Raw genomic sequence first — 23,674 nt, forward strand, 5'->3', positions numbered from 1 at the left:
TGCAGCCCTTGTGCGATACGGCCGTGTGCGCTGCGCTACGCATCATGGTGAAAGGGAATACATGCTCAATAAAACGATTCCTGTCGGGGTCGATGGCTCGTCTGCCACGATTACGTCTTATGTTTTTGCCCCGACCGAAGATGCTTATGCTTTAAAACCGCTGCCTGCAGTTGTGGTCGTGCCAGGAGGCGGCTACGATCACGTTTCGCCGCGCGAGGGCGAGCCGGTAGCGCTCCGTTTGTTGGCGATGGGCTACCAAGCGTTTGTACTGAACTATTCGGTTGCTCCGGCTGTCTATCCGCTGGCATTGCAAGAACTCGCGCGGGCGGTCGATACCGTCCGAAGCCATGTGGCAGAGTACTGTGTCGATCCTGATCGGATTACGGTCATGGGTTTTTCGGCCGGTGGGCATCTAGTTGGCTTGCTCGGGGCGCTTTGGGACCAACCCTGGCTTGCAGAGTCGATTGCGGCATCGCCTGAGTCGATTCGGCCTGACACGCTTTGCTTGGGCTATCCGGTCGTAAGCTCGGGGGCCTATGCTCATCGTGGTTCATTTGAACACCTAACGGGTGCCGATGGCGCTTTGGCTCAAAAGTTGTCGATCGAGAATATGGTGGGCGAGGGCTTCCCCCGTACGTTCTTGTGGCATACCGCCGAGGATGCATCGGTACCAGTTCAAAATAGCCTCCTTCTTGCGCAGGCTCTTGCCGACCACGGGATTGGCTTTAGCCTACATGTCTTTCCGCATGGAAAGCATGGGGCATCGCTCGCCACGGCCCAAACGGCATTTAAGGGCTGCGCCGAGCATATTCAGCCACAGGTTCAGGGCTGGCCTGAACAGTTCGTTGCATGGGAGCGTGATGGACGATGAGCGAAAGTATCTATACGCTGCGCGTTTCGAGGGCTGCGGCAGGAGCGTATCCAACGATTTCCGATGCCTTGGCGGCAGCCGATCAGCTCTATCCGGATGCCGAGCAACCGGTGATGATTCGCGTCGATCCGGGCGAGTATTGCGAGCGGGTCGAGATTCATCGCTCGCATGTGACGATTGAGGGAGAGACGGCCGACAGCGTGCGTATCGTGGGCAGCCTGGGTGCCAAGATGCCTTCGGAGGACGGCTCGGGCGTCGACGGCACGCTCGGCACGTTTAGGACCTATACCGTTTTGGTCGATGCCGACGACGTACGGCTCGAGAACCTCACGATCGAAAACGATGCGGGCGATGGGCGCGAGGTCGGTCAGGCGATTGCCCTGTATGCCGATGGCGACCGTCTGGTTGTCGATGCCTGCTGCATTAAGGGGCACCAGGACACACTGTTTTTGGGTCCGCTGCCGCCGCATGAGGCCAAACCGGGCGGGTTCATAGGACCCAAACAGTATGCGCCGCGCCGGGTGGGGCGCCAGTATTTTCGACGTTGCCGGATCGAGGGCGATGTCGACTTTATCTTTGGCGGCGCGCGTGCCTACTTTGAGGGGTGCGAGATTCGCTCGCTCAATCGCGATATGGATGTCAACGGGTATGTAACGGCAGCCTCCACGCCTAAAGGCGAGCCGTACGGATTTGTGTTCCACGGCTGTTCGTTTACAGCTCCGGATGGCGTGGCGCCGGATTCGGTCTACCTGGGTCGTCCTTGGCGCGAATGGGCGCAAACTGTGCTGATCGATTGCTGGCTGGGGCGACATATCAAGCGCGAAGGCTGGTGGGATTGGAATAAGCCGGCGGCGCACAACTGCGTGCAGTATGCTGGCGCGATCCTGCATGGGCCGGCGGGTGATGCTACCGGCTGGGTGCCGTGGGCGAATGAACTCGATGTGATGGCTGCTGCCGGGTACGCCCGCGAACAGGTGCTTGCCGGTGCGGATGGCTGGGATCCCGAGGGAGGCACCGGTGATGCGGTGGAGACGGCTGGGCTATCTGCCAATGGTCGCACCGTGCACATCGAGACGTACTGCGAAGACGAGCCTGCGCTGCGTGCCCGGCTGAAGCGTGAGGGGCGTTCTGCCGCATTTGCGGGCCAGACTCGTGCAGATTTTGAGGCATGGAAGATTGCGACCAGGACTCGCCTGTGCGATGTTTTGGGCCTTTCGCTTATGGACCGCGCCCCGATTGAGATTCGTGAACTCAGCCGTGTGCGGGTTGCCGGCGGCATCGTGCGCACCCATGCGATGCTGCAGGTGGAGCGCGACGTTTGGATGCCGTTCTACCTTCTCGAGCCGCAGTCGCCTAAGCTCGATGCGCGCGGCCGCAAGTGCTGCTATATCTGCCCGCATGGCCATCAGGGAGCAGGCGCCGCAAGTGTTGCGGGCGTGACGGGCGTGCCGGCGGTCGATGATGCCGTGCGTAAGTTCAATTACGACTACGGTCTGCGTTTAGCGCGCATGGGCTACGTGGCCATCTGCCCCGACGCTCGCGGTTGGGGATACCGTCGTGACTGGAAGGGCCAGGGCGATGACGAGAACAGCTACCTGCGCGGTACGTGTCTGAATCAAGCACGTATGGCCGAGCCGCTGGGTCTTACGGTTGCGGGCCTCAACGTCTGGGACAACATGCGCTTGATCGATTACTTGGAGGCGCGCGGCGACATTGCCATGGATGACCTGGGTTGCTTTGGTTTTTCGGGTGGCGGCTACATGACGTTGTACCTGGCCGCACTCGACCCGCGTGTGCGCAAGGCGTTTGTCTCGGGCTATCTGTACGGTGTCGGTGATTCGCTGCTGCATCTCAATGGCAATTGCAGCTGCAACTACACACCCGGACTTTGGCGCTTACTCGACATGGGCGATATTGCCTCGCTCATCGCGCCACATCCGCTGCTGGTGCAAAGCTGCGAAGAGGATCATCTGAACGGTTTGCGCGGGCTGAAAAATGTTGACGAGCAGCTCGAGATCGTGCGCGATGCCTACAAGTTGCTGGGCCGCAGAGATGACCTGCGGCACGAGGTGTGTCCGGGTGAACACCATCTGGGCGTGGCACATCTTGTCGAGGATATCGAATGGCTCGATTCGCACGTTGCGGAATGCGCCCGTGCATAGCCCCTCGGCATGCTGCGAATAAACGGTACGTTCCTGTATGACCGCCGATGGGCGGATGAGGAGAAGATTATGGAAACGAAGAGCTTGAGTGAATCGACCATTTGCTGCTTTGGCGATTCGACCACATGGGGGGATAACGGATGCGGCGCAGGCGGCAACGACATCTCTTGGACTTCGCATCTGGGCGCGTTGCTGGGAGGTGCAGTCGTCGAGAACTTTGGCATCAAGGGTTCGCGTATCGCCATCAAGGCCGACCGCAGCGATTCATTTGTCGAGCGCTTGGACGGCATCGACGATGCGGCCGATGTCTATGTTGTCTTTGGCGGCGTTAACGACTTTAGCCGCAACGTGCCGCTTGGCGAGTTGGGCAGCACCGATGTGCATGAGTTCTATGGTGCGGTCGACTATCTGATCCGAACCATCACGGCGCGCTCACCTCAGGCAAAGCTCGTGTTTATGACGCCATGCAAGACGAGCGGTAAGCACGAGAAGGATATCCCGGCAAGCGACGAGCTCAACCACCTGGGCCTGACGCAGGTCGCCTACGTGCGAGCGATGCTCGAGGTCTGTGACCGCTACTCCGTTCCGGTGATTGACCTGTATGCGCAAAGCGGTATCAGCCCGTTTTTGCCGGAGCACCGCGAGCTCTATATGCCGGACGGTCTGCACTACAGCCCGGCTGGCTATGAGCGCCTGGCGCATCGCATCGCCGCGGGTCTCACCGCCGTTTGCCGCTAAAAGTCTGCCGTTCGCGAGGAATATAGGGTTAACGTTCACCCTATATTCCTCGTTCGCGTTACACTAGGGGTAACGTTCACCTATCGTTTATGTCAGAGGGGACAGCAATGGGTTGCAATCAAATCCTGGACCGTTATATCGAGCAGTTGATCGAAACCTCTACGCCGCAGGCGCCGGCTTGGAATATCGAAAAGATTCGCGCCGGCAAGGAGAACACCTGGAACTATATCGACGGCTGCATGATCAAGGCGCTCATCGAACTGTACGAGATCACGGGTGAGCAGCGCTACCTGACCTTTGCCGACGACTATATCGATTTCTTTGTCCAGGACGACGGCACCATCAAGCATTACAACCCGCAGGAGTACAACCTCGATAACGTCAATGCGGGCAAGACCCTCTACAAGCTCTATGACCTGGTGGGCAAGCCCAAGTATCGCGCCGCCATGGATACCATCTATCGTCAGCTCGAAACCCAGCCGCGTACCAAAGAGGGCGTGTTTTGGCACAAGGCCGTCTACCCCAACCAGATCTGGCTCGACGGCATGTATATGGCGCAGCCGTTCTACATGCAGTATGAGCTGAGCTTCCACAACCGTCGTGCCTGCTCGGACAGCTTCCATATGTTCCAGGTTGTGCATGACCTGATGCGCAACCCCCTCAACGGTCTGTACTATCACGCTTACGACGCGAGCCGCAAACAGTTCTGGTGCGACCCGGTCACCGGCCTTTCGGCTAACTTCTGGCTGCGCGCCGAGGGCTGGTTTGCCATGGCGCTCATCGACACCTGGGAGCTTATGCCGCCTTCGATGTCGGCCGAGAAGGACGAGATCCGCAAGATGTTCCACGATCTGATCGACGCCATGCTGCCGTATCAGGACGAGAAGACCGGCATGTGGCACCAGGTCATCAACCTGCCCAATATCGCCCCCAACTACCTGGAGGAGTCGGGCAGCGCCATCTTTGCCAACGCCATCATGAAGGGCGTGCGTCTGGGCGTGCTGGGCGAGCGTTACTACCAGTACGGCCGTCGCGCCTTCGACGGCATCTGCGAGACCTGCCTGTCCGAGTATGACGGGCAGCTGGCGCTCGACAACATCTGCCTGGTTGCGGGCCTGGGCAACACCGCGCACCGCGAGGGCACGTTTGATTACTACATGAGCGAGCCCGTGGTCAAAAATGATGCAAAGGGTGTGGCGCCGCTGGTGCTTGCCTATATCGAGACCATGCATCACGACAAGCTGGCCGGTAAGCGCGATCCGCTCGCCCCCTCGGGTGTGTGCTCCATCGAGGACCCGTTTGGCGGATACACCCCGGGCATCAACGCTCATAAGGGATGTGAATAACGTGGGGGCTATTACTCCGGGCGTACGTTTGCACGACCTTCCGCAGGGAACCGTCGAGGAACGCATTCGCATGGCGGGAGAGCTGGGCTTTTCGTGCATTCAGCTGCCGAGCAAGGTGCTCTACGCATCGATGGGAATCGATCGAGGCGGCCTGACCCGCGAGCTTGCCGACCATTTGCGTGCGGTGCTCGACGAGGCGGGCGTTTCGGTCGCCGTGCTCGGCTGCTATAAGAATCTGGCGACGCCCGATCGCCAACAGCTCATGGATAACTTTGCCGAGTACGAGGCATGCTTGAACTTTGCCCAGATGCTCGGCGGATGCCCGGTTGGCACCGAGACCGGTCGCCCCAATGCGCAGAACCGCGTCGCGGACGACCGCATGACCGACGAGGCACTCGATACGTTTGCAGACGGGCTTGCACGCGTCTGCGATCGGGCCGAGGCCGTGGGTGGGCAAATACTGATCGAGCCCGGTTGGAACGAGACGGTTAATACGCCAGATCGCTGCCGTGAGGTGCTGGAGCGCGTCTCGAGCCCGTCGCTCGGCGTGATCTATGACCCAGTGTCGCTGCTGCACCCCAGCGTCGTTGACGAAGCGCAGGAAATTACCGCGCGCATGCTCTACTTATGCGGCAGCAAGATCCGCGTGCTGCACGCCAAGGATTTTGAGGTCGTCGACAACGAGGACGAAGCCGGTTGGTGCGACGGTACGGGTTCACGCCTGGTGTGTCATGGCGTGGGCGAGACGGGACGATATGACTTTGAGCCCGTGGTGGCCTGGGCGGCTGCCGCCTGCCCTGGGATTCCTTGCGTGGTCGAGAACAGCGTGCCGGCGACGGCGGCTGACTGCCTGGCGACACTCGAGCACATGTCCGGTCGCTGCGGGGCTTCGCATCGCGAGTTATAGCATTGGCTTTTGCCGTGTCGGCAGATTGAGATTACCTGTATGGGGGCGGCGGTGAAGGGTCTTTATCGTCGCCCCATTGGATTGCATTAAAAAGGGGAGTTGCGTGGCTATCCACATTGTCGAAGAGGCGAATCGTTGCCTGGGTTGTAAAAGGGCGTTCTGTCAGATTGAGGGCTGTCCAGTTCAGACGCCTATTCCGCAGGTCATCGACCTGTTCAAGCAGCGTCGTCTAGAAGAGGCGGGCGAGCTGCTGTTCCAGAACAATCCCATGAGCGCGGTCTGCTCCATGGTGTGCAATCATTCGGGCCAGTGCGAGGGCGCTTGCATCCAGGGCCGCAAGGGCGCGCCGGTGCATTTCTCGAGCATCGAGAACTATATCTCCACGGCATATTTGGATCGTAAGGAGTGGAAGCCCGCACCGTCGTGCGGTAAACAGATTGCTGTGGTCGGTTCCGGTCCCGCTGGTATTACCGTGGCCATTAAGATGGCCCAGCTGGGCTGTGCCGTCACGGTATTTGAGCAGCGCCCCGAGATCGGCGGTGTGCTGGAGTACGGTATCCCCGAGTTCCGCCTGCCCCGTGCGCTCGTGCAAAAGTATCGCCACGTGATGTGCTCGCTCGGCGTGCGCGTGCGCCCCTCGACCACCATCGGTGGCGCGCTGCATATCGACGACCTGCTGCGCGACGGCTACGATGCGGTTTTTGTTGGCACCGGTACCTGGCGAGCTCGCAAACTGGGTATTCCCGGCGAGTCGCGCGGCAACGTGCTGTTTGGTATCGATTACCTGGTCGATCCCACGAGCGTGGCTATCGGGCAGAACGTGGCGGTCATCGGTGCCGGTAATGTGGCCATGGATGTGGCCCGCACGGCGCTGCGTTCGGGTGCTCGCAAGGTCACTGTGTATGCACGCTCGCGCCATATCTCGGCCATCGACGACGAGGTCGAGCTGACCGAGCTTGACGGTGCCGAGATTGTGTGCGGCAAGGCGATCTGCGCCATCGACGATAACGGTCCGGTGTTCGAGACGGCTATCTTTGACGAGGACAACAATGTGGTGGGCTACGAGGAAGAGCTCGACCATGTGTCTGCCGACACAGTTGTGATTGCGGCTTCGCAGGTGCCCAAAGACAAGCTTGTGCTTACGACGGGCGGCCTGGAGACCGACCATCGTGGCCTGCTTTCGGTCGACGAGAACGGCATGACAACGGTGCCTGGCGTCTTTGCCGCCGGCGACGTGGTTAACGGCCCGCTCACGGTGGTTCATGCCGTGGCAGGCGCCAAGCTCGCCGTCGAAGGCATGACCAGCTACCTGGGCCTCTAACACATTCCATCCATCAGTTGCGGTGAAATACGGACTGTTTTGCCTGTCAAAAGCCTCACCTACTCCGTATTCCACCGCAACTTTTTTGTGAGGGTTGGGATTGAAAGTGGGGAGTGCGAGCGAGTACGAATGCGGCGGATACTGATACGATAGGTACGTCAGCAACTGCCGCCGAGCGGCTCAAATGAAAGGAACCCTGTATGGAGTCCTCCGCCTACCCGATGCTCTTTAGTCCGATCAAGGTCGGTACGACCGAGGTCAAGAACCGCGTCTTTATGCCGCCGGTGTCCACCAACCTGGCCGATCATGGCTATGTGACCGACGACTTGGTCGATCATTACCGTGCCCGCGCCAAGGGCGGCGTGGGCCTCATCATTACCGAGGTCGTGACGGTCGAGCCCACCTATACCTATCTGCCGGGTGACATGTGCTGCTACGACGACACGTTTATCCCTGGCTGGGAAAAGCTCGCCGCCGCCGTGCACGAGTACGGCTGCAAGATCATGCCGCAGCTCTTTCACCCCGCCTACATGGCCTTTAACATTCCGGGCACGCCGCGCCTGATCGCTCCGTCCTTCGTGGGACCGTCCTATGCCCGTGAGGCACCGCGTCCTATCACGGTCGACGAGATTCACGAGCTCACGCATCAGTTTGGCGACGCTGCCGTGCGTATGCAGAAGGCCGGTGTCGATGGCGTCGAGGTCCATGCGGCGCACGCCCACGGCATGCTCGGCGGTTTCTTGACCCCGCTCTATAACAAGCGTACCGATGAGTACGGCGGCTCGCTCGACGCCCGCATGCGCTTTTTGCTCGAGGTCATCGCCGAGATTCGCGAGCGCTGCGGCAAGGACTTTATCATCGACGTCCGCATCTCGGGCGATGAGTACACCGATGGCGGTCTGACCCTCAACGACATGATCTACGTCTCGCGTCGCCTGGAGAAGGCCGGCGTCGACATGATTCATGTGTCGGGCGGCACCACCATCAAGCGCGGTTCCGCGATTCCTGCCGCCGGTACCCAGCAGGCCTCGCATGCTGCCTGCTCGCGCGAGATCAAAAAGCACGTCAACATTCCTGTCGCCACCGTCGGCCGCATCAACGAGGCCTGGATCGCCGAGGAGCTGATCGAGGACGGCGCTGCCGACATCTGCATGATGGGCCGCGCCAATCTGTGCGATGCCGAGTTCTGCAATAAGGCCGCTGCCGGCAACGCCGACGACATCCGCCCCTGCATCGGCTGCCTGCGCTGCCTGAACGGCATTATGTTTGGCAAGCGCATCTCCTGCACCGTCAATCCCGATGTTGAGCGCGACGAGGCCGGCTACGAGCCTGCCGCCGAGGCTAAGAACGTGCTGGTTGTGGGCGCTGGTCCTGCGGGCATGGAGGCAGCCTACATTGCTGCCAAGCGCGGCCACAACGTAGTGCTCGTGGATAAGCAGGACGAGCCGGGTGGCGAGATGCGCATCGCGGCCGTTCCGCCGGCAAAGCAGGAACTCACCCGCGTGATCAAGTATCAGTACCGTCGCCTGGCCGAGGTCGGCGTGAAGTGCGTATTTGGTACCGAGCTTACTGCCGAGGACATTCAGCGTGACTACGCCGGCTACGAGGTCGTCCTGGCCTATGGCGCCGAGCCCATCGCCCCGGCCTTCATGCAGGGATTTAAGCAGGTCATGACGGCTGACGACCTGCTGGGCGGCAAGGCTTTCCCGGGCAAGAAGATTGTCATCGTGGGCGGCGGCACCGTCGGTTGCGAGACGGCCGACTACCTGGCCCCGTTGGTCAACGATCTGTCGCCGGCCAATCGCGACGTCACCGTCATCGAGATGACCAAGACGCTCGCCGCCAACGAGGGCGGCGCCGGTCGCGCGGTGCTCATCACGCGCATGCTCTCCAAGGGCGTTCACGTGCTGACCGAGGCCAAGGTGACCGAGATTACCGAGGATGCCATCAGCTACGAAAAGGACGGCGAGATCCACACCATCGCCGATGCCGATACGCTGGTACTTGCCATGGGCTATCGTCCCAATACCAAGTTGGCCGACGACCTTGCTGCAGCCGGCGTTACCACCCACGTGTTGGGCGATGCCAACAAGTGCGGCAACATCCGCGACGCCATCGGCGATGGCTACAAGGTTGCTTGCGAGCTCTAGTCAACCCCTTGGTGCATGTGAGGCCTATCCCCGCGGCGTCGGTCGGTAGATAGCAAAAAGCGGCGGTCGTCCCGTACATGGGACGACCGCCGCTTGCGTTAGCTGCAATGAGTCGTGCGATTAGAGGCCCAGGATCTCCTTGACCTTGGCGATGATGGCCTCGTCGGTTGCGTTGGCAAAGAAGTACTCCTGGAAGTGTTCGCCGGCAAGTGCGCCCTTCACCAGGTCCTGATCGATCTCGCCCAGAACGTCGACGAGCGGACGCATAGTCACAGCGCGGACGCCGTCGAGGATCTTCTTGTTGCGCTGCTCGGGCTCAACACGCTCGGCAGGATAGCCGTTGCCCGAACCAAAGCCAAAGAGCTTCTCAAAGGTGTACTCGAGGTTGAGCTCCTGGCCCCAGCCGTTCTTGAGGGCGAAGGGCATGGCGACAGCGTTACCGTCGTTGACCTGGGCAAAGGTGTAGGCATCGAGCGGGTCGGCAACATGGCCGCACAGCACGCCGGGGAAGGAGTTGCAGGCGAGCATGGCGCCCTCGCCGGTGCCACAGCCGGTCACGACGTAGTCGGCAGCGCCGGAGTTGAGCAGCACGGCGGCCAGGATGCCGTTCTGCACATAGGTGAGGGGCTTGGAGTCGGCGTCGGCATACATGCCATAGTTAAAGACGGTGTGACCCATGGGCTCGACAACCTTCTTAAGGGCAGCCTCGATCATAGGGTTCTTGGAGTTCTGAGAGTTCTCATTGATCAGAGCGATCTTCATTGCGAATTACCTTTCTATTTCTAACTTGCGGTGAAATACGGACTGTTTTGCCTGATAGAAGCCAAAACCAATCCTTATCTCACCGCAACTCAAATGAAAAACGAGTGGATGAAACCTGATATGGGCAGTTGCGGCGACGCTTATTGAGGCTGCTTTCCAATGTATGCGAGGATTCCGCCGTCGACGTAGAGGATGTGGCCGTTGACGAAGTTCGATGCATCGGAAGCCAAGAACACGGCGGGGCCCTTCAGATCCTCGGGCGTGCCCCAGCGGGCGGCCGGCGTCTTGGCAATGATGAACTGGTCAAACGGGTGGCGGCTGCCGTCGGGCTGCGTCTCGCGCAGGGGTGCGGTTTGCGGCGTGGCGATGTAGCCGGGTCCAATGCCGTTGCACTGGATATTGGCCTCGCCAAACTCCGAGCAGATGTTCTTGGTGAGCATCTTGAGTCCGCCCTTGGCGGCGGCATAGCCGGCGATGGTCTCGCGACCCAGCTCGCTCATCATCGAGCAGATGTTGATGATCTTGCCGTGGCCCTTGGCGATCATGCCGGGCAGGCAGACCTTGGACACGATAAACGGTGCGTTGAGGTCAATATCGACGACGCGGCGGAAGTCCTCGGCGCTCATGTCGAGCATCGGGGTGCGCTGGATAACGCCGGCGTTGTTGACCAGGATGTCGGGCGTGGTGCCAAAGTCGGCCTCGATCTTGGCGATGAGCTCGGCAACGACGGCTTCGTCGGTGACGTCTGCCACGTAACCATGAGCCTCAAAGCCCAGCTCGCGGTAGTGCTTCTCGGCCTCGGCTACCTTGTCGGCGTGACGTGCGTTAAAGGCGATCTTGGCGCCAGCCTCTCCGAGCGCCTCGGCGATAGCCATGCCAATGCCATAGGTGGCGCCGGTTACCAGTGCGACCTTGCCGTCCAGACGGAAGCTGTCCATAAGATCAGACATAGCGATCCTTTCAAAAGAAACGTTCATCTATATTTATCTTACTTTTAGTACAAGCTCAGTATAGGAGAAGCGGCGCAACAGGCACCCCTTATTTCCTAAAATCAGGTGAACGTTCACTTTTAAAAGGTGAACGGCAGAAAAGCCCCTGCCGTGCGGACCTCTACTCGCTTTTTGCCTGCGTGCCCTCTGCGATCATGTTGCGGTTATACACCAGGTGCAGATACATCGCGTCGTGCGCGGCGGTGGGGTTGCGCGCGGCGATGGCGTCGGCCACATCGCGGTGCGTGCGGATAGTTTCCTCGACGAGCTTTTTGCCGGTCACGTCGATAAAGAGGGGGACGGATGCCTTGAGCACGCCCATCAGGCGGGGAACGACGAGGTTTCCGGAGCTTTCGGCAATGGCATTGTGGAACGCGGTGTCGGCGGCGGAGTAATCCTCACCGGCCTCGGCCAGGCGCTCGGATTCGTCGCAGAGCTCTTTGATACAGACGACCTGGTCGTTAGTTGCGTGCTCTGCGGCCATGCTGGCCATCTGCGGCTCGATCATAAAGCGCACCTCGAGTAGGTCGCGCGCCAGACGCTGCTTGTCGTCGATAAAGGTAAAGCCCAGCGGGTCGTCGGCAACGCCGGGGTTCGAGGCCACATAGGTGCCCGAGCCCTGCTTAATGCGCACGATGTTGCGCGACTGCAGCAGCTTCATGGCCTCGCGCACCGTGCTCCTGCCGGCGCCCAGGCGCTCGACGAGCACGGCCTCCTTGGGCAGGCGATCGCCTTGCTCAAGATGCTCATCCAAGATCAATTGAATGATTTTCTCGGAAATCTGCTCGGGGAGTCCCGAATCGGCTCGTGCCACGCTTCACCTCATATCAAAAGAATTCATCAGAGCTATTCTAACTCATTCAACAGAAGCCGCGGCGGTTCGCCTAGACAGTGGGGAGCTGTAAGTAGCCGTTTACCGTCAAAACAGACCGTTCATGAAATACATCAGATGTATTTTGAAACAAATTTCAATTTAAAACATCAGACCTATTGAAAACACGCTATAGTCTAAGCCGAATTCAAAAGGTCTGATGAATTGGAGGAAAGATGTCAGACCCAACGTTTATGGCCGACCCCACCAGGCTGGTCATCGCCGCCATCGTGGGCATTGCGCTGCTGCTTGCGCTCATCATTAAGTTCAAGCTGCATCCCGTGCTTTCGATGATGGTCTCGGCGCTCGCGATCGGCATCGGCGCCGGTATGCCGCTCGACCTGGTGGCGGACACTGTCACCAAGGGCGTGGGCACCACGCTGCAAAACATCGCCCTGCTCATTGGCCTGGGCTCGATGTTTGGTCAGATTCTTGAAGAGAGCGGCGGCGCCAAGAAGATCGCCCAGACCTTCATCGATACCTTTGGGCAGGGTCACTCCAGCTGGGCGCTGGGAGTTACCGGTCTGGTTATCGGCACTACGGTGTTCTTTGAGGCCGGCGTGGTCGTTTTGATCCCACTTGCGTTTAGCGTGGCATCGCAGACCAAAAAGTCGACGCTCTACTACGGCATCGCGCTGCTCGCAGGACTTGCCGCTGGCTATGCGTTTGTGCCGCCATCGGCCGGTTCGGTTCTGGTCGCCGGCACGCTCGGTGTCGACCTGGGCACCATGATTCTCGTCGGTATCCCTACCGCCTTCATCGCTATGGCGATCGCCGGCGTCATCTGGGGTCGCAACGTGGGCAGTCGCATTTTTACCGATGTTCCGGAGCACTTTACCTCTGCCGAGGGTGCGAGCGACGAAAAGGAGCTTCCCTCCTTTGGCATGGTGCTTGCCATCGTGCTCACGCCGCTTTGTCTGATTTTGCTGGGCACGTTGTCCTCTTATATCCCCATGCCCGCCGAGCTCGCCTCGATTCTCGCCTTCCTGGGCAAGCCGTTTGTCGCTTTGACGCTCGCCACGCTCGTCGCGATGTATCTGCTGGGCGCGCGGCGCGGCTACTCCGGCGCCGAGCTCAAGGCCCTGCTCGACCGTTCGCTTAAGCCCGTCGGCATGATCTTGCTGGTCATTGCCTGCGGCGGTGTGATCCGCTGGATGCTGCAGGACTGCGGCCTGGGCCAGGTTATCGGCCCTATGCTCGAGGCCTCACCGCTGCCTTTGGTGGTCGTTGCCTTTTTGATTGCCGTCATGGTGCGTGCCTCTGTCGGCAGCTCCATCGTCGCTATGACCATGGCATCGGGCATTATGGCCGCCATGCCTGCGGTTGCCGGAGCCTCAGTGCTCATGCGTGCCGCTATCTGTCTTGCTATCTGCGGCGGTGCCACGGCCCTCTCGCACGTCAACGATGCCGGTTTTTGGATGTGCTCCTCGTTCCTGGAGATTGACGAGAAGACCACCCTCAAGTCCTGGACCGTTATGGAGACGCTCATCGGCCTTTCGGGTCTTGCCTGCGCCCTGGTGATTTCGTTCTTCGCCTAGTTCGCGTAGCTAAGCATCTTTTGCCGAGTGCATCGCTCGGTACCCATTTACACCTGATTCATTAACCAACGATTGGTACAACCGTTCAAACCAAAAGAGGAGAGCACCATGGACGAGAAGACCAAGGCACAGATTCAGCAGGAGGCAGCCGACCTGGTTGCCAAGCTGCAGCCGCGTTCCAGCAAGTTTCGCACCATCAGCCCCGAGATGGACCCGCTGCGCCTGGGCTCTGGCTGGTCTATCGAGGATCTGGACAAGCCGCAGGTCATTATCGAGTCGACCTTTGGCGATTCGCACCCGGGTTCTGCCGGCCTGTTTGATCTGGTCGAGGAGGTCCGTGCCGGCGTTGCCGAGGCTGGCGGTCACGGTGCCCGTTACTTCTGCACCGATATCTGCGACGGCGAGGCCCAGGGCCACGACGGCATTAACTACTCGCTGCCCAGCCGCGACATGATCGCCAACATGATCGAGATCCATGCCAAGGCCACCCCGTTCGACGCCGGCGTCTTTGTCGCCAGCTGCGATAAGGGCCTGCCTGCGAACCTCATGGCCATGGGCCGCATCAACATCCCCTCCATCGTCGTTACCGGCGGCGTCATGGATGCCGGTCCCGATCTGCTGACCTTGGAGCAGCTCGGCGCGATTTCTGCCCGCTACGAGCGCGGCGAGATCTCCCGCGAGGAGCTTGAGTTTGCCAAGCACAACGCATGCCCCAGCTGCGGCGCCTGCTCCTTTATGGGTACCGCCTCGACCATGCAGGTCACGGCCGAGGCCCTGGGCCTTATGCTCCCCGGCACGGCTCTGCTGCCCGCCACCAGCTCCGACCTGCGCGAGTTCGCCCGCGAGGCCGGCCGTCAGTCCGTGTGGCTCTCCGAGCACAACCTGTGCCCCCGCGACATCGTGACCAAGGAGTCCTTCGAGAACCTCATCATGGTCCACGGCGCCATTTCGGGCTCCACCAACTCGCTGCTGCATATCCCCGCGATTGCCCGCGAGTTTGGCATCGAGATGTCCGCCGACGACTTCGATCGTCTGCACCGTGGCGCTCACTACCTGCTTAACGTCCGTCCCGCAGGCGAGTGGCCGGCGCAGTTCTTTTACTATGCGGGTGGCGTGCCGCGCATCATGGAGGAGATCAAGTCGATGCTCCACCTCGATGTCATGACCGTCACCGGCAAGACCCTCGGCGAAAACCTCGAGGACCTTAAGAACAACGGTTACTACGAGAAGTGCGGTCGTTACCTTGAGAAGTGGAATCTCAAGCGCGAGGACATCATCCGTCCGTTTGACCAGGCCTTCGGCACCGACGGTTCCATCGCCATCCTCCACGGCAATCTTGCTCCCGAGGGCGCGGTCGTCAAGCACACGGTCGTTCCGCGCGAGATGTTCCAGGCTACGCTCAAGGCCCGTCCGTTCGACTGCGAGGAGGACGCCATTCACGCCGTCCTGACGCACGAGGTCAAGCCCGGCGATGCCGTTATCATTCGCTATGAGGGACCCAAGGGTTCCGGTATGCCCGAGATGTTCTACACCACCGAAGCTATCGCCAGCGACCCCGAGCTGGGCGCGAGCATTGCCCTGATCACTGACGGCCGCTTCTCCGGCGCCTCCAAGGGCCCGGCTATCGGTCACGTTTCGCCCGAGGCCGCTGTGGGCGGTCCGATTGCCCTGATTGAGGAGGGCGACCTTATCCGAATCAACATCCCCGAGCGCTCGCTGTCCATCGTGGGCATCGCCGGCAAGGAGATGGAGCCGGCCGAGGTCGACGCCGTCCTGGCCGAGCGCCGAGCCGCTTGGAAGCCCAAGGCTAATCGTTACACCTCCGGCACGCTCAAGTTCTTTACCGAGCATGCAGTTTCCGCCATTCAGGGTGGCTACATGGAGTAGCACACGTACGCATCGAATTTCTCCTCTCATAGATGTGCGGCACAAAGAGCCCCGAGCCACGTCACCGGGGCGCGTTGTTCAGCGCCGCCGGGGCGCTCCACTCAAACGACAAGAGACGTCTTACGCAAGCGCCCGCGTCCGTGGATAAAACCACGGGCGTGGGCGCTTCACTTTATTCCCAGCCGCTTTATTCCCAGCCCTTCCACACGTCAGGCTCGTAGCCAACGGTTGCCTGGCGGCCGTTGCGAACGATGGGCTCACGAAGAATCTGCTGGTTATCGAGCACCTTTTCGAACTTCTGGTCGGCAGCAAGATACTGTACGAGCGCAACCGTGTCGGCATCTTTCGCCTTTGGATCGATCACAGCGTCGATCCCGCCGACGGCGCGCGCCACGCTTTCGAGCTCGCCTTTGCTCATCCCCTTTTCCTTCAAGTCGATGAACTGGAACTTCACACGACGTTCCTTGAAATAGCGCTGCGCCTTCTTAGTATCGAAGCTTTTCTTCGTGCCGAATATCTGGATGTTCATACGTACCGCCTTCGCTCAATTCTCGTCCGTCCATGATACGACAAGGGAGCCGAGCAAAAACAGAGCAGGCGGAGATGGAGGAGGACGGCGACCGACCGTCGGCAAGAGTCGGCCGGATCGGACTGGCGCCCAGCGCGCGCCGGCGACACGCTCGCAGCTGCACACATAGCCGATGTACAAGCTCGCCGCGGCGTTCCCTCGCCCCGCGGTGTGGCGATAGAGAAGCACGCCACCCGTCAACGATGGCGCCTCGGTGAAGAAAATCAACGTCTGGGTTACATCCCTTGAAAGGGGCGAAGACGGCTGCTAGAATGCCTCCCCGCTATGAAGGATTTGACCAAAGCATACATCGCAATTCGGCGGCCCCTGGTATACGGGGCCTCTCCTGTTGTTCCCCAAGTGCGCTCTGAGCAGCCGCTTTCTTCCTGTCGTATCTGATGCACGCATAGCACGTGCATGTTATTTCGCCCGTGGGCCGGCGCGCCTTCGGCGAAGAATCGAATAGATACGAAGGAAGCTTATGTCTGATAATTGTACGGTCGCGCCCGCCAATGGGCGCATTACCGGTACCCAGATCAGCATCGTCGCGGTCGTCGTCCTGGGTGCCTTCTTGGCGCTACTGAACCAAACGGTGATGTCGCCTGCGCTGCCGGTCATCATGTCCGATTTCGCCATCGATGCCTCGACTGCCCAGTGGATCATGTCCATATACCCGCTGGTGAGCGGCATCATGGTCCCCGTTTCGGCGTTCCTTATCGACAAGTTCAGCACCCGCGCGCTATTCTTCGGGGCGACGCTGGTGTTCGCGCTGGGCACGCTGCTGTGCGCCGCAGCCCCTGATTTCCTGTTCCTCATCATTGGTCGCGTGTTGCAAGCGGCGGGCTCAGGCGTGCTCATGCCGCTTGTCTCGGTGGTTCCCATGCTGGTGTTCCCCGTCGAGAAACGAGGAACGGCTATGGGCATGGCGGGCATCGTCATGTCGGCGGGTCCCGCGGTCGGCCCCGTCGTAGGCGGCGCGGTGATCGACACGTACGGCTGGCGCACCATGATCGGCGCCATCGTCCCCCTCGCAATTCTCGTGCTGGTGCTGGGCGTGTTCATGCTGAAAAACGTGGGCGAGCTGAAGAACCCCAAGCTCGACCTGCCCTCGGTCGTCCTCTCCACCATCGCCTTCGGCGGACTTCTCTACGGGTTCTCGAGCGCCTCGTCGATGGGTTGGGGCAACCCCGTGGTGCTCGGCTCGATCGTCGCGGGTGTCGTGTGCTTGGTGCTGTTCGTCGTACGCCAGGGCAAAATCGAGGACCCGCTGCTTCAACTGGGCACGCTCAAGACGCGCGAGTTCCGCGTGGCCGCCATCATCGTCACGCTCATCAACGCCGCATGCCTGGTCACCAACACGCTGTTGCCGTTGCTGCTGCAAACCTCGCTTGGCGCTTCGGCCTTCGAAACCGGCATGGCCATGCTTCCCGCCGCGGCGGTGGGCATCATCATCAGCCCTATCTCCGGCGTGGTGTTCGACAAGTTCGGTCCGCGTGCCATCTCGATCGTCGGCCTGGCCCTCATGACCGGCGCCCTGTTCCTGCTCTCGCTTTCGACGGTAAACACGCCCATCTTGGTGGTTGCGCTGTTCTGCATGCTGCAGTCCGCCGGCCAGTCGCTCGCGAACATGCCGGTGAACACATGGGGTGTCAATGCCTTGAAAAATGACATGATCGCCCACGGCAACGCCATCGCGAACACCGGCCGCCAGGTCGCCGGCGGTTTGTGCACGGCGCTCATCATCACGGTCATGACAAGCGTCACCGCGTCGGCCGGCGTCGATGCGAGCATCCAAGTAGCCACCGCCGTGGGCGCGGGCGTCGCTTACAAGGTGTGCGCGGCAATCGGCCTCGTTTCCCTTATCTGCGCCATATTCAGCGTGCGCACCAAGAAAACCGCACCGAAAACGAAGGAGGCATAAGCGATGTCCGAGATTCTGTCCGAGCGCATCCCGCTCGAGCTCGAGGGGACGCCCGTTTCGAGCATCATGATTGAAGAGCCGTTCACCTGCACGCAGGATTGCACGATTTCCGACGTGGTGCGCATGCTCGCCGAAAACGAGGTGAGCAGCATGCCCGTAATCGATGAGCGCAACCAGGTGGTCGGGTTCATCTCCGACGGCGATGTCATGGGAGCCATCGCGCAGCATCGCGCTCACACCATCTTCACGGGCGGCGACGCGTCCATGCTGTACTTCGACGATCAGAGCCTTGAGCAGCGCATCGAAGACCTGAAGGATCGCTGCGTCATGGATTTCGCGACGCGCCAGGTAGTGTGTGCCCGTCCCGAGCAGAGCATCGCCCGCGTCGCCGCGCTGCTGGCGAAGAAGAAGTTCAAGAAGCTTCCTGTGGTTGATGACGAGGGCAAACTCGTGGGGGTCATCCGCCGCTCCGCCATCACCAAATACATCTTCGGCATCCTTTTCCAATAGGGGCAGGTCGCACTTGAGGCGAACATCTCGAGGCATCGAGCCAGCAACTGGACTAGACAACCTTGACACGCACGCGCTTTCCCTCGATGCTTCGGTAAGGGGAGCTGCGAAAATCGCAGTACGGGTGATCGGTGCCGCGCCCCCGAAGGCAAAAGCGAACACGGGAGCGATACGATGGGAAAAGTCCTGGACGAAGATTTGGTTTATGAGATTCTCTCCGTCGTGGCAGAGATTCCGGCGGGATGCGTCGCCTCGTACGGTCAGATAGCGCGCCTCATCGGCAGGGAGAAAAACTCTCGCCTGGTCGGAGCGGTGCTGAGCGAGGCGGATCGCTACGGAGATTATCCCTGCCACCGCGTCGTCAACCACGCGGGACGCCTCGCGCCAAACTTCCCCGACCAGCGAGCACTACTGACGGAGGAAGGAGTCGCCTTCCGAGACAACGGCTGCGTCGACATGAAAAAGCACCAGTGGAACGAGTAGCCAGGCAGCGTAGCGTCGAAAGGAGCGACGCCACGGGGAACGACCTGCGCCCCGCCGCCGGACAACCTATGGCAAAGTGACACGTCCCACAAAGAGCGGCGCACCAGTACGAGACACGACCGCGACGTAAAAAGACCCTATGATACTCGTAAGCATCTATCTGATTGCCCGCCTCGAGGTACCCAAAGAACGAGAGATGCCGAAACCCCTAGACAAAGAAAAAGGTCGGGAGCTTTTATGCTTCCGACCTGAAGTTTCATGGTCGCGGGGGCGGATTTGAACCACCGACCTTCGGGTTATGAGGTCGCTACGACGTTGTTTCATTCAGACATTTCGACCCAAATTGAAGTCAATATAACTCCAGGTCATTTGATGTTTTCATAGATTTACGAAAGAAAAGTACGCGGAATAATTCGACCCAAATTCGACCCACAACGAGCTTGAAAGCGGTCAGGCGGAGCATTACCCTTGGGGTGTGACCCCACGCAGGGCCCACCACCAAGGGTAATGCCCACTCGCCCCAGCCCTTTGCGCCATTCCGCGCAACCGAGCGCGATTCTCAGGCACTTCAGGCAAGGAACACGATGAACGACCGACCTCTCGTCATAGGCAAAGGAACGAAGCAACGCCGCGACAAATACACGTGGCGCTACCGTCACAGCCTCGGCAAGGATCCGGTCACGGGCAAATACCGCTATTCGCCGTGGCAGACCATACATACCACCAAAAGCCGAGAGGTCGACGCCGCACTCGAAGCCTACAAGGCAGAACTCAACAGCGGCACCTACGTCCAAAAATCGAGGGACACCGTCGGCTCGTACGCAAAAAAGTTCCACGACAACCGCGAAGGAACCATCACGCCGCTCGCCTACTCGACATCCTACTCAATCGAGAACCGGACGCGCACATCACATGCGTGATGCTCATGCTCGACACCGACATGAGAAGGGCAGAAGCCCTCGGGATGACGTGGTCCGATGCCTCCGTCGAGAACAGAAGCATCCTCATTGAGCAGCAGTTCGCGGCCGATCGAAGCGTTCGCTCGCCCAAAAGCAAGAAAAGCGTGCGGAGGATCTCGATAAGCGAGACGCTGACGTCGTATCTCGAATTCTGGAAAAAGGAGCAGGCCCGCGAAATGGAAGCCTTCGGCCTGGAACAAGTCAAAGGCACTCCGCTCGTCCACTCATTCGAACGAACGAAAGACAGGCATCCCCAAGTCAACTTCATGGACCTGAATGGGTTTTCGCGCTGGTTCAGAAACTTCAGCGTCGAGAACGGGTTCGGCAAGTTCGAAGGCGTTCGAACATACCATTATGTGAAGGAAACTGTCGACGGGGAAACGATTTCGAAGCGTTATGAGCATAAAGAGTGGCTCGAATTGAGGGATTACCTCAGGAAGCATCCCAAGGTTCGCGAGGCGAGGCATATCAGCACATATGAGAGCGAGCACCTTCCTTACGGATATTCGGGCCTATCGAGCCACACCGCTACTGCCGCTACTGCCCGCTACTGCCCGCCAGCTTCCGAACCAGCGGGCGGTAGCAGCACCCCGAACATCTCGCCGACAGCGCAGAGAGTCGTCGACCTGGCGGCCAAGGCCGACATCGAGGACGTGATGCTGTGCGACCTGCCCGGCGTCCTGTCCTTCCTAGGGCTGCCACCTGAGACGGAGATGCCACCGGGCAACAAGGGGAAGACGAAGCTCAAGAAGCTCTACAGGAAGGTGGCGCCGAACAAGGCATACCACTCCGGCGAGCGCGCCAAGGATTTGATCTCGCACCTCGACATGGCAGAGATCGGCATCGGCGCCCGTCCAAGAATTGGGATGCAGTTCAATACGAGCTCGGGGCTCTTTTCGTCTAGATTGGGGACGCATGGCCGGACGAAAACAATTTGCGTCTGGTAATAAGCGTACGAAAGCGCAATTTACGTCTTAATTCCGTACGCAAATCAAGACGAAAATCGTTTACGTCTGCTTTAATCCGTACGAAAACGGTTTTCGTCTTGCAGGGCAGTTGCCGTTTCTACAGTTCAACTTCCAGTTCGGCTTTGTGCTCGTAGAGGTAGTCGCGCATGTAGGGGATGGCAAATGAGACCTTGCCGTACGAGGGAGCCTCGATAATCGATTCTCTTAACAGGCGGCTGCGGACGGAACTCACCTGTTGAGGCGTTTTGTTTAGGGCATCGGCAACCATGCTGGTCGAGCTCGTCTGCCCCAAAGACGCCATGCTCAGCAGATAAGCGATGCACGTGGGCGGAATGCGCTGCAGCGCGGGCTCAATCACCATGGCGCAGAAGCGTTCGCGTGCCGTTGCAATGCCACGCTCGGCTTCTTCTTCTCCAATAATCGTTGTATGTGCGCGTCTTGCCAACTGCCATGCGTAGTATCCAACGAGTTGGATCATGAAAGGATAGCCCTGCGTTGCCTCGGCAAGTTGGCCGGCAATACCTGGCTGCAACTCCATGCCAGACGCTTCAATGGTTTCCTCGAGGGAGTACGACACTTCGGTTACTGCCACAGCCTTCAGATCAAAGGGGAGGGCGCGGCGCAAAAACGCAAGTGTCTTTCCGTTGATGATGCTTTCAATCATCGAAGGCAGCCCAGCAAAAACAAAGGCGATATCAAGGTCTTCGCCGATAACCTGCTGAATCGCAATGGAGAGCGTTCGGACCTCATCGAGCTCTGCGTCTTGAACCTCGTCGAGAGTGATGAGCAGGCCATTTCCATTCTTGGATATTGTCTGTCTCATGGCGTCGCGTAGCGATGGGCCGATTCGCTCAATATCTATGCTGCCGATGGATATGCCAGCTACGGTGGGCTCAAATCTGGCGTGTTTGGCCTGGAATTTGGGCTGCAGCTGTTCGAGAATGCGCTGGCAAAGTCCCTCGGTTGCGACCTCTTTTATGACCGTCCAGCCACGGCTTTGCGCCAAACGTGAGCACTCGTCAAGGAGGACCGTCTTGCCCGTTCCACGGACGCCGGCTATGCGCATTAGGCGCCCAGGGGCACCAGGCCCGTTGGTGAGGCCTTCACTGAATTCTTCAAGTACATCTTCGCGGCCGATAATCGTGGGAGGTGTTTTACCTGCTGTGGGCTTAAAAGGGTTTGTTTGCATGTGAGCCACCTTTGCTCAAGATATAGCAAGATATAGCAAAGTATAGCAAGATATAGCAAAGTATAGTGAGATATAGCAAAGTAAGCGCTACTCGCGGGTTTTGCGGTGGTGCTATTTTCCAAATGCCGCGCGGATAAAGCGCTGGGCGAACAGCTTGTTGGCAACTCACGAGGGCTCGGGGTGCCAATTTGGGGTGCAGTAGTGCTGCGCCACGAAAAGGGCCTATCTACTACGTTTAAGCCGCAGGGGTCAACCATAGTCGGCTTTTTCGAAAATCGACAAGCTGTCTACCTGCGGTTTTGTTTTCACGGTTTTCGGTATTGCCGAGGCTATCCGTGTTAACGTAGTAGATGGGCCCCTTTTGTGGCAAGGGGCCGACCTGCGGCTCAGGGTAGCCAAAAAAGCCACGTCCCAAAAAGACTGTTGGAAGTTGCGGTGGAATAGTTCCTGTTTTTGCTGCTGAAGGCTTTGAGCAGGAACTATTCCACCGCAACTTATGAGGGGGGGCGGGGGATGCGATAGTATTGCATGGTGGTATTCGATTAACCGAGGCTTCATCCGAGGGCTTTATGGAACAGCACCAGCATTATCAGAGCCTGCAAGATCAGGCATACAACGCATTGCGCTCCAAGATCATCTATGCCGAGCTCAAGCCCGGCACGCGCCTTTCGGCGATTGGTCTGGAAAAAGAGACGGGAATCGGGCGCACACCCATTCGCGAGTCCTTTGTGCGTCTGCGCGAGCAGGAGCTGGTGGAAACGCGTCCCAAAAGCGGCACCTACGTCTCTAAGATCAGCATGGAACGCGCCGAGAACGCCTGTTTCTTGCGCGAGAAGCTCGAGAGAAGCGTGCTTATTAAATGCTGTTCGGCCGCCTCGCCCGAGCAAAAGCAGCGGCTCGAGCAGATTCTTACCGAGTCCGAGTCGCTCGACCATGGCGAAACGCGCCGTTTCTTTGACCTGGATAACCTGTTCCATGAGACATGTTTTGAGATTGCTGGTCGTCATATGCTGTGGGATTGGATGAAGAGCGTCAATACGCATTTTGAGCGATACAACTGGTTGCGTATGGTGTCGCAGGACCTGGATTGGGAGCCGATTCGTCGGCAGCATCGCCGGATTCTCGAGGCCATTAAGAGGGGCGATACCGACGCGGCGAGCTATCTGGCAGAGACACACCTGCACCTGATGCCCGAGGAGCAGGGCCCGGTTATCGCCTTGCATCCCGACTATTTTGAGCTGTCCAAAGACTCGGCCATCTAATTTGTCCCTTTATTTAGTTGCGGTGAAATAGGGATTGTTTTGCGGCTCTGATGGTGTAGGCAGTCCGTATTCCACCGCAAGTGACGGGGCACATCGGGGCACGAAAAAGCTGCGGCACCGCTTGGAGGAAAAGACCGGAAGCAAGGGTCCATTCCTCCAGACGGCGCCGCAGCTGTTTTGGTGGCTCGGTTTTTACCGAAGTGGCTCAGTTGAGCGCGACTGCCAGCCGAGTAGGCAAAGCGGCTCGGGGGCGTGTCGCTTCCGTCACGTTC

20 protein-coding genes are annotated in these 23,674 nt (G+C 59.4%); 15 read left to right on the plus strand and 5 right to left on the minus strand.

Features of this window, described 5'->3' with window-relative positions; translation table 11 throughout:
* Nucleotides 1–61: 61 nt before the first annotated feature.
* From AAA069_RS00135 to AAA069_RS00165, 7 genes are all read left to right on the plus strand, one after another.
* Complete coding sequence (locus AAA069_RS00135) at nucleotides 62–871, plus strand: alpha/beta hydrolase (RefSeq protein WP_349127223.1); 810 nt, start codon at nucleotides 62–64, stop codon at nucleotides 869–871.
* Nucleotides 868–3,033, plus strand: coding sequence for a pectinesterase family protein (locus AAA069_RS00140; RefSeq protein ID WP_349127224.1), 2,166 nt, complete (start codon nucleotides 868–870; stop codon nucleotides 3,031–3,033). Before AAA069_RS00135 ends, AAA069_RS00140 begins: the two co-directional genes overlap by 4 nt.
* A gap of 69 nt (nucleotides 3,034–3,102) precedes the next feature.
* Complete coding sequence (locus tag AAA069_RS00145) at nucleotides 3,103–3,771, plus strand: SGNH/GDSL hydrolase family protein (RefSeq protein WP_349127225.1); 669 nt, start codon at nucleotides 3,103–3,105, stop codon at nucleotides 3,769–3,771.
* Nucleotides 3,772–3,878: 107 nt separating this feature from the next.
* Nucleotides 3,879–5,117: a glycoside hydrolase family 88 protein gene (locus AAA069_RS00150; RefSeq protein ID WP_195543847.1), complete on the plus strand. Its 1,239-nt coding sequence runs from the start codon at nucleotides 3,879–3,881 to the stop codon at nucleotides 5,115–5,117.
* 1 nt (nucleotide 5,118) lies between these two features.
* On the plus strand, nucleotides 5,119–6,024 hold the full coding sequence (locus AAA069_RS00155) for a sugar phosphate isomerase/epimerase family protein (protein ID WP_349127226.1): 906 nt from the start codon (nucleotides 5,119–5,121) through the stop codon (nucleotides 6,022–6,024).
* A 103-nt stretch (nucleotides 6,025–6,127) separates the two neighbouring features.
* Nucleotides 6,128–7,345 carry an FAD-dependent oxidoreductase gene (locus AAA069_RS00160; RefSeq protein WP_349127227.1) on the plus strand — a complete coding sequence of 406 codons (1,218 nt, stop codon included), beginning with the start codon at nucleotides 6,128–6,130 and terminating at the stop codon, nucleotides 7,343–7,345.
* Nucleotides 7,346–7,545: 200 nt separating this feature from the next.
* On the plus strand, nucleotides 7,546–9,495 hold the full coding sequence (locus tag AAA069_RS00165) for an NAD(P)/FAD-dependent oxidoreductase (protein ID WP_349127228.1): 1,950 nt from the start codon (nucleotides 7,546–7,548) through the stop codon (nucleotides 9,493–9,495).
* Nucleotides 9,496–9,615: 120 nt separating this feature from the next.
* Here the strand turns inward: AAA069_RS00165 and AAA069_RS00170 are convergent, their stop codons facing one another.
* From AAA069_RS00170 to AAA069_RS00180, 3 genes are all read right to left on the minus strand, one after another.
* Nucleotides 9,616–10,257 carry an RpiB/LacA/LacB family sugar-phosphate isomerase gene (locus tag AAA069_RS00170; protein ID WP_055309683.1) on the minus strand — a complete coding sequence of 214 codons (642 nt, stop codon included), beginning with the start codon at nucleotides 10,255–10,257 and terminating at the stop codon, nucleotides 9,616–9,618.
* A 140-nt stretch (nucleotides 10,258–10,397) separates the two neighbouring features.
* Complete coding sequence (locus AAA069_RS00175; RefSeq protein WP_349127229.1) at nucleotides 10,398–11,207, minus strand: gluconate 5-dehydrogenase; 810 nt, start codon at nucleotides 11,205–11,207, stop codon at nucleotides 10,398–10,400.
* 160 nt (nucleotides 11,208–11,367) lie between these two features.
* Complete coding sequence (locus AAA069_RS00180; protein WP_349127230.1) at nucleotides 11,368–12,060, minus strand: FadR/GntR family transcriptional regulator; 693 nt, start codon at nucleotides 12,058–12,060, stop codon at nucleotides 11,368–11,370.
* Nucleotides 12,061–12,293: 233 nt separating this feature from the next.
* Here AAA069_RS00180 and AAA069_RS00185 point away from each other — a divergent pair, with 233 nt between their 5' ends.
* Together AAA069_RS00185 and ilvD are read left to right on the plus strand one after the other, a co-directional pair.
* Nucleotides 12,294–13,655 carry a gluconate:H+ symporter gene (locus AAA069_RS00185; RefSeq protein ID WP_349127231.1) on the plus strand — a complete coding sequence of 454 codons (1,362 nt, stop codon included), beginning with the start codon at nucleotides 12,294–12,296 and terminating at the stop codon, nucleotides 13,653–13,655.
* Between the two features lie 108 nt (nucleotides 13,656–13,763).
* Nucleotides 13,764–15,542, plus strand: coding sequence for a dihydroxy-acid dehydratase (gene ilvD / locus AAA069_RS00190; RefSeq protein WP_349127232.1), 1,779 nt, complete (start codon nucleotides 13,764–13,766; stop codon nucleotides 15,540–15,542).
* 187 nt (nucleotides 15,543–15,729) lie between these two features.
* On the opposite strand, the gene AAA069_RS00195 is transcribed toward ilvD, so the two are convergent.
* Nucleotides 15,730–16,071 (minus strand): ArsC/Spx/MgsR family protein, encoded by a 342-nt coding sequence (locus AAA069_RS00195; RefSeq protein ID WP_006234747.1) that lies wholly within the window; start codon nucleotides 16,069–16,071, stop codon nucleotides 15,730–15,732.
* 520 nt (nucleotides 16,072–16,591) lie between these two features.
* Between AAA069_RS00195 and AAA069_RS00200 the strand changes: the two genes are divergently transcribed.
* The 5 genes from AAA069_RS00200 to AAA069_RS00220 all read left to right on the plus strand — a co-directional run bounded on the left by AAA069_RS00200 (nucleotide 16,592) and on the right by AAA069_RS00220 (nucleotide 20,930).
* The gene (locus AAA069_RS00200) at nucleotides 16,592–18,031 is read left to right on the plus strand and encodes an MDR family MFS transporter (protein WP_349127233.1); all 1,440 of its coding nucleotides are present in this window, start codon (nucleotides 16,592–16,594) and stop codon (nucleotides 18,029–18,031) included.
* A 3-nt stretch (nucleotides 18,032–18,034) separates the two neighbouring features.
* Nucleotides 18,035–18,541 (plus strand): CBS domain-containing protein, encoded by a 507-nt coding sequence (locus tag AAA069_RS00205; RefSeq protein ID WP_006234745.1) that lies wholly within the window; start codon nucleotides 18,035–18,037, stop codon nucleotides 18,539–18,541.
* Nucleotides 18,542–18,715: 174 nt separating this feature from the next.
* Nucleotides 18,716–19,024 carry an MGMT family protein gene (locus AAA069_RS00210; protein WP_006234744.1) on the plus strand — a complete coding sequence of 103 codons (309 nt, stop codon included), beginning with the start codon at nucleotides 18,716–18,718 and terminating at the stop codon, nucleotides 19,022–19,024.
* A 584-nt stretch (nucleotides 19,025–19,608) separates the two neighbouring features.
* Complete coding sequence (locus AAA069_RS00215) at nucleotides 19,609–19,944, plus strand: hypothetical protein (RefSeq protein ID WP_006234743.1); 336 nt, start codon at nucleotides 19,609–19,611, stop codon at nucleotides 19,942–19,944.
* A gap of 5 nt (nucleotides 19,945–19,949) precedes the next feature.
* Nucleotides 19,950–20,930: a hypothetical protein gene (locus AAA069_RS00220; protein WP_349127234.1), complete on the plus strand. Its 981-nt coding sequence runs from the start codon at nucleotides 19,950–19,952 to the stop codon at nucleotides 20,928–20,930.
* A gap of 118 nt (nucleotides 20,931–21,048) precedes the next feature.
* Here AAA069_RS00220 and AAA069_RS00225 read toward each other — a convergent pair whose 3' ends face one another.
* The gene (locus tag AAA069_RS00225) at nucleotides 21,049–22,140 is read right to left on the minus strand and encodes an ATP-binding protein (RefSeq protein WP_196022691.1); all 1,092 of its coding nucleotides are present in this window, start codon (nucleotides 22,138–22,140) and stop codon (nucleotides 21,049–21,051) included.
* Between the two features lie 569 nt (nucleotides 22,141–22,709).
* Between AAA069_RS00225 and AAA069_RS00230 the strand changes: the two genes are divergently transcribed.
* Nucleotides 22,710–23,402, plus strand: coding sequence for a GntR family transcriptional regulator (locus tag AAA069_RS00230; RefSeq protein ID WP_349127235.1), 693 nt, complete (start codon nucleotides 22,710–22,712; stop codon nucleotides 23,400–23,402).
* The last annotated feature ends 272 nt before the right edge of the window (nucleotides 23,403–23,674 follow it).

The organism is Collinsella sp. CLA-SR-H006 (assembly GCF_040097075.1).
In the GTDB taxonomy this organism is placed as follows: domain Bacteria; phylum Actinomycetota; class Coriobacteriia; order Coriobacteriales; family Coriobacteriaceae; genus Collinsella.

Bases quoted from the DNA above. Each gene is read 5' to 3' on its own strand.
- AAA069_RS00135 (WP_349127223.1), top strand. From the start codon at position 62: ATGCTCAATAAAACGATTCCTGTCGGGGTCGATGGCTCGTCTGCCACG.
- AAA069_RS00140 (WP_349127224.1), top strand. From the start codon at position 868: ATGAGCGAAAGTATCTATACGCTGCGCGTTTCGAGGGCTGCGGCAGGA.
- AAA069_RS00145 (WP_349127225.1), top strand. From the start codon at position 3,103: ATGGAAACGAAGAGCTTGAGTGAATCGACCATTTGCTGCTTTGGCGAT.
- AAA069_RS00150 (WP_195543847.1), top strand. From the start codon at position 3,879: ATGGGTTGCAATCAAATCCTGGACCGTTATATCGAGCAGTTGATCGAA.
- AAA069_RS00165 (WP_349127228.1), top strand. From the start codon at position 7,546: ATGGAGTCCTCCGCCTACCCGATGCTCTTTAGTCCGATCAAGGTCGGT.
- AAA069_RS00170 (WP_055309683.1), bottom strand. From the start codon at position 10,257: ATGAAGATCGCTCTGATCAATGAGAACTCTCAGAACTCCAAGAACCCT.
- AAA069_RS00175 (WP_349127229.1), bottom strand. From the start codon at position 11,207: ATGTCTGATCTTATGGACAGCTTCCGTCTGGACGGCAAGGTCGCACTG.
- AAA069_RS00185 (WP_349127231.1), top strand. From the start codon at position 12,294: ATGTCAGACCCAACGTTTATGGCCGACCCCACCAGGCTGGTCATCGCC.
- ilvD (WP_349127232.1), top strand. From the start codon at position 13,764: ATGGACGAGAAGACCAAGGCACAGATTCAGCAGGAGGCAGCCGACCTG.
- AAA069_RS00195 (WP_006234747.1), bottom strand. From the start codon at position 16,071: ATGAACATCCAGATATTCGGCACGAAGAAAAGCTTCGATACTAAGAAG.
- AAA069_RS00200 (WP_349127233.1), top strand. From the start codon at position 16,592: ATGTCTGATAATTGTACGGTCGCGCCCGCCAATGGGCGCATTACCGGT.
- AAA069_RS00205 (WP_006234745.1), top strand. From the start codon at position 18,035: ATGTCCGAGATTCTGTCCGAGCGCATCCCGCTCGAGCTCGAGGGGACG.
- AAA069_RS00210 (WP_006234744.1), top strand. From the start codon at position 18,716: ATGGGAAAAGTCCTGGACGAAGATTTGGTTTATGAGATTCTCTCCGTC.
- AAA069_RS00215 (WP_006234743.1), top strand. From the start codon at position 19,609: ATGAACGACCGACCTCTCGTCATAGGCAAAGGAACGAAGCAACGCCGC.
- AAA069_RS00220 (WP_349127234.1), top strand. From the start codon at position 19,950: ATGCTCGACACCGACATGAGAAGGGCAGAAGCCCTCGGGATGACGTGG.
- AAA069_RS00225 (WP_196022691.1), bottom strand. From the start codon at position 22,140: ATGCAAACAAACCCTTTTAAGCCCACAGCAGGTAAAACACCTCCCACG.
- AAA069_RS00230 (WP_349127235.1), top strand. From the start codon at position 22,710: ATGGAACAGCACCAGCATTATCAGAGCCTGCAAGATCAGGCATACAAC.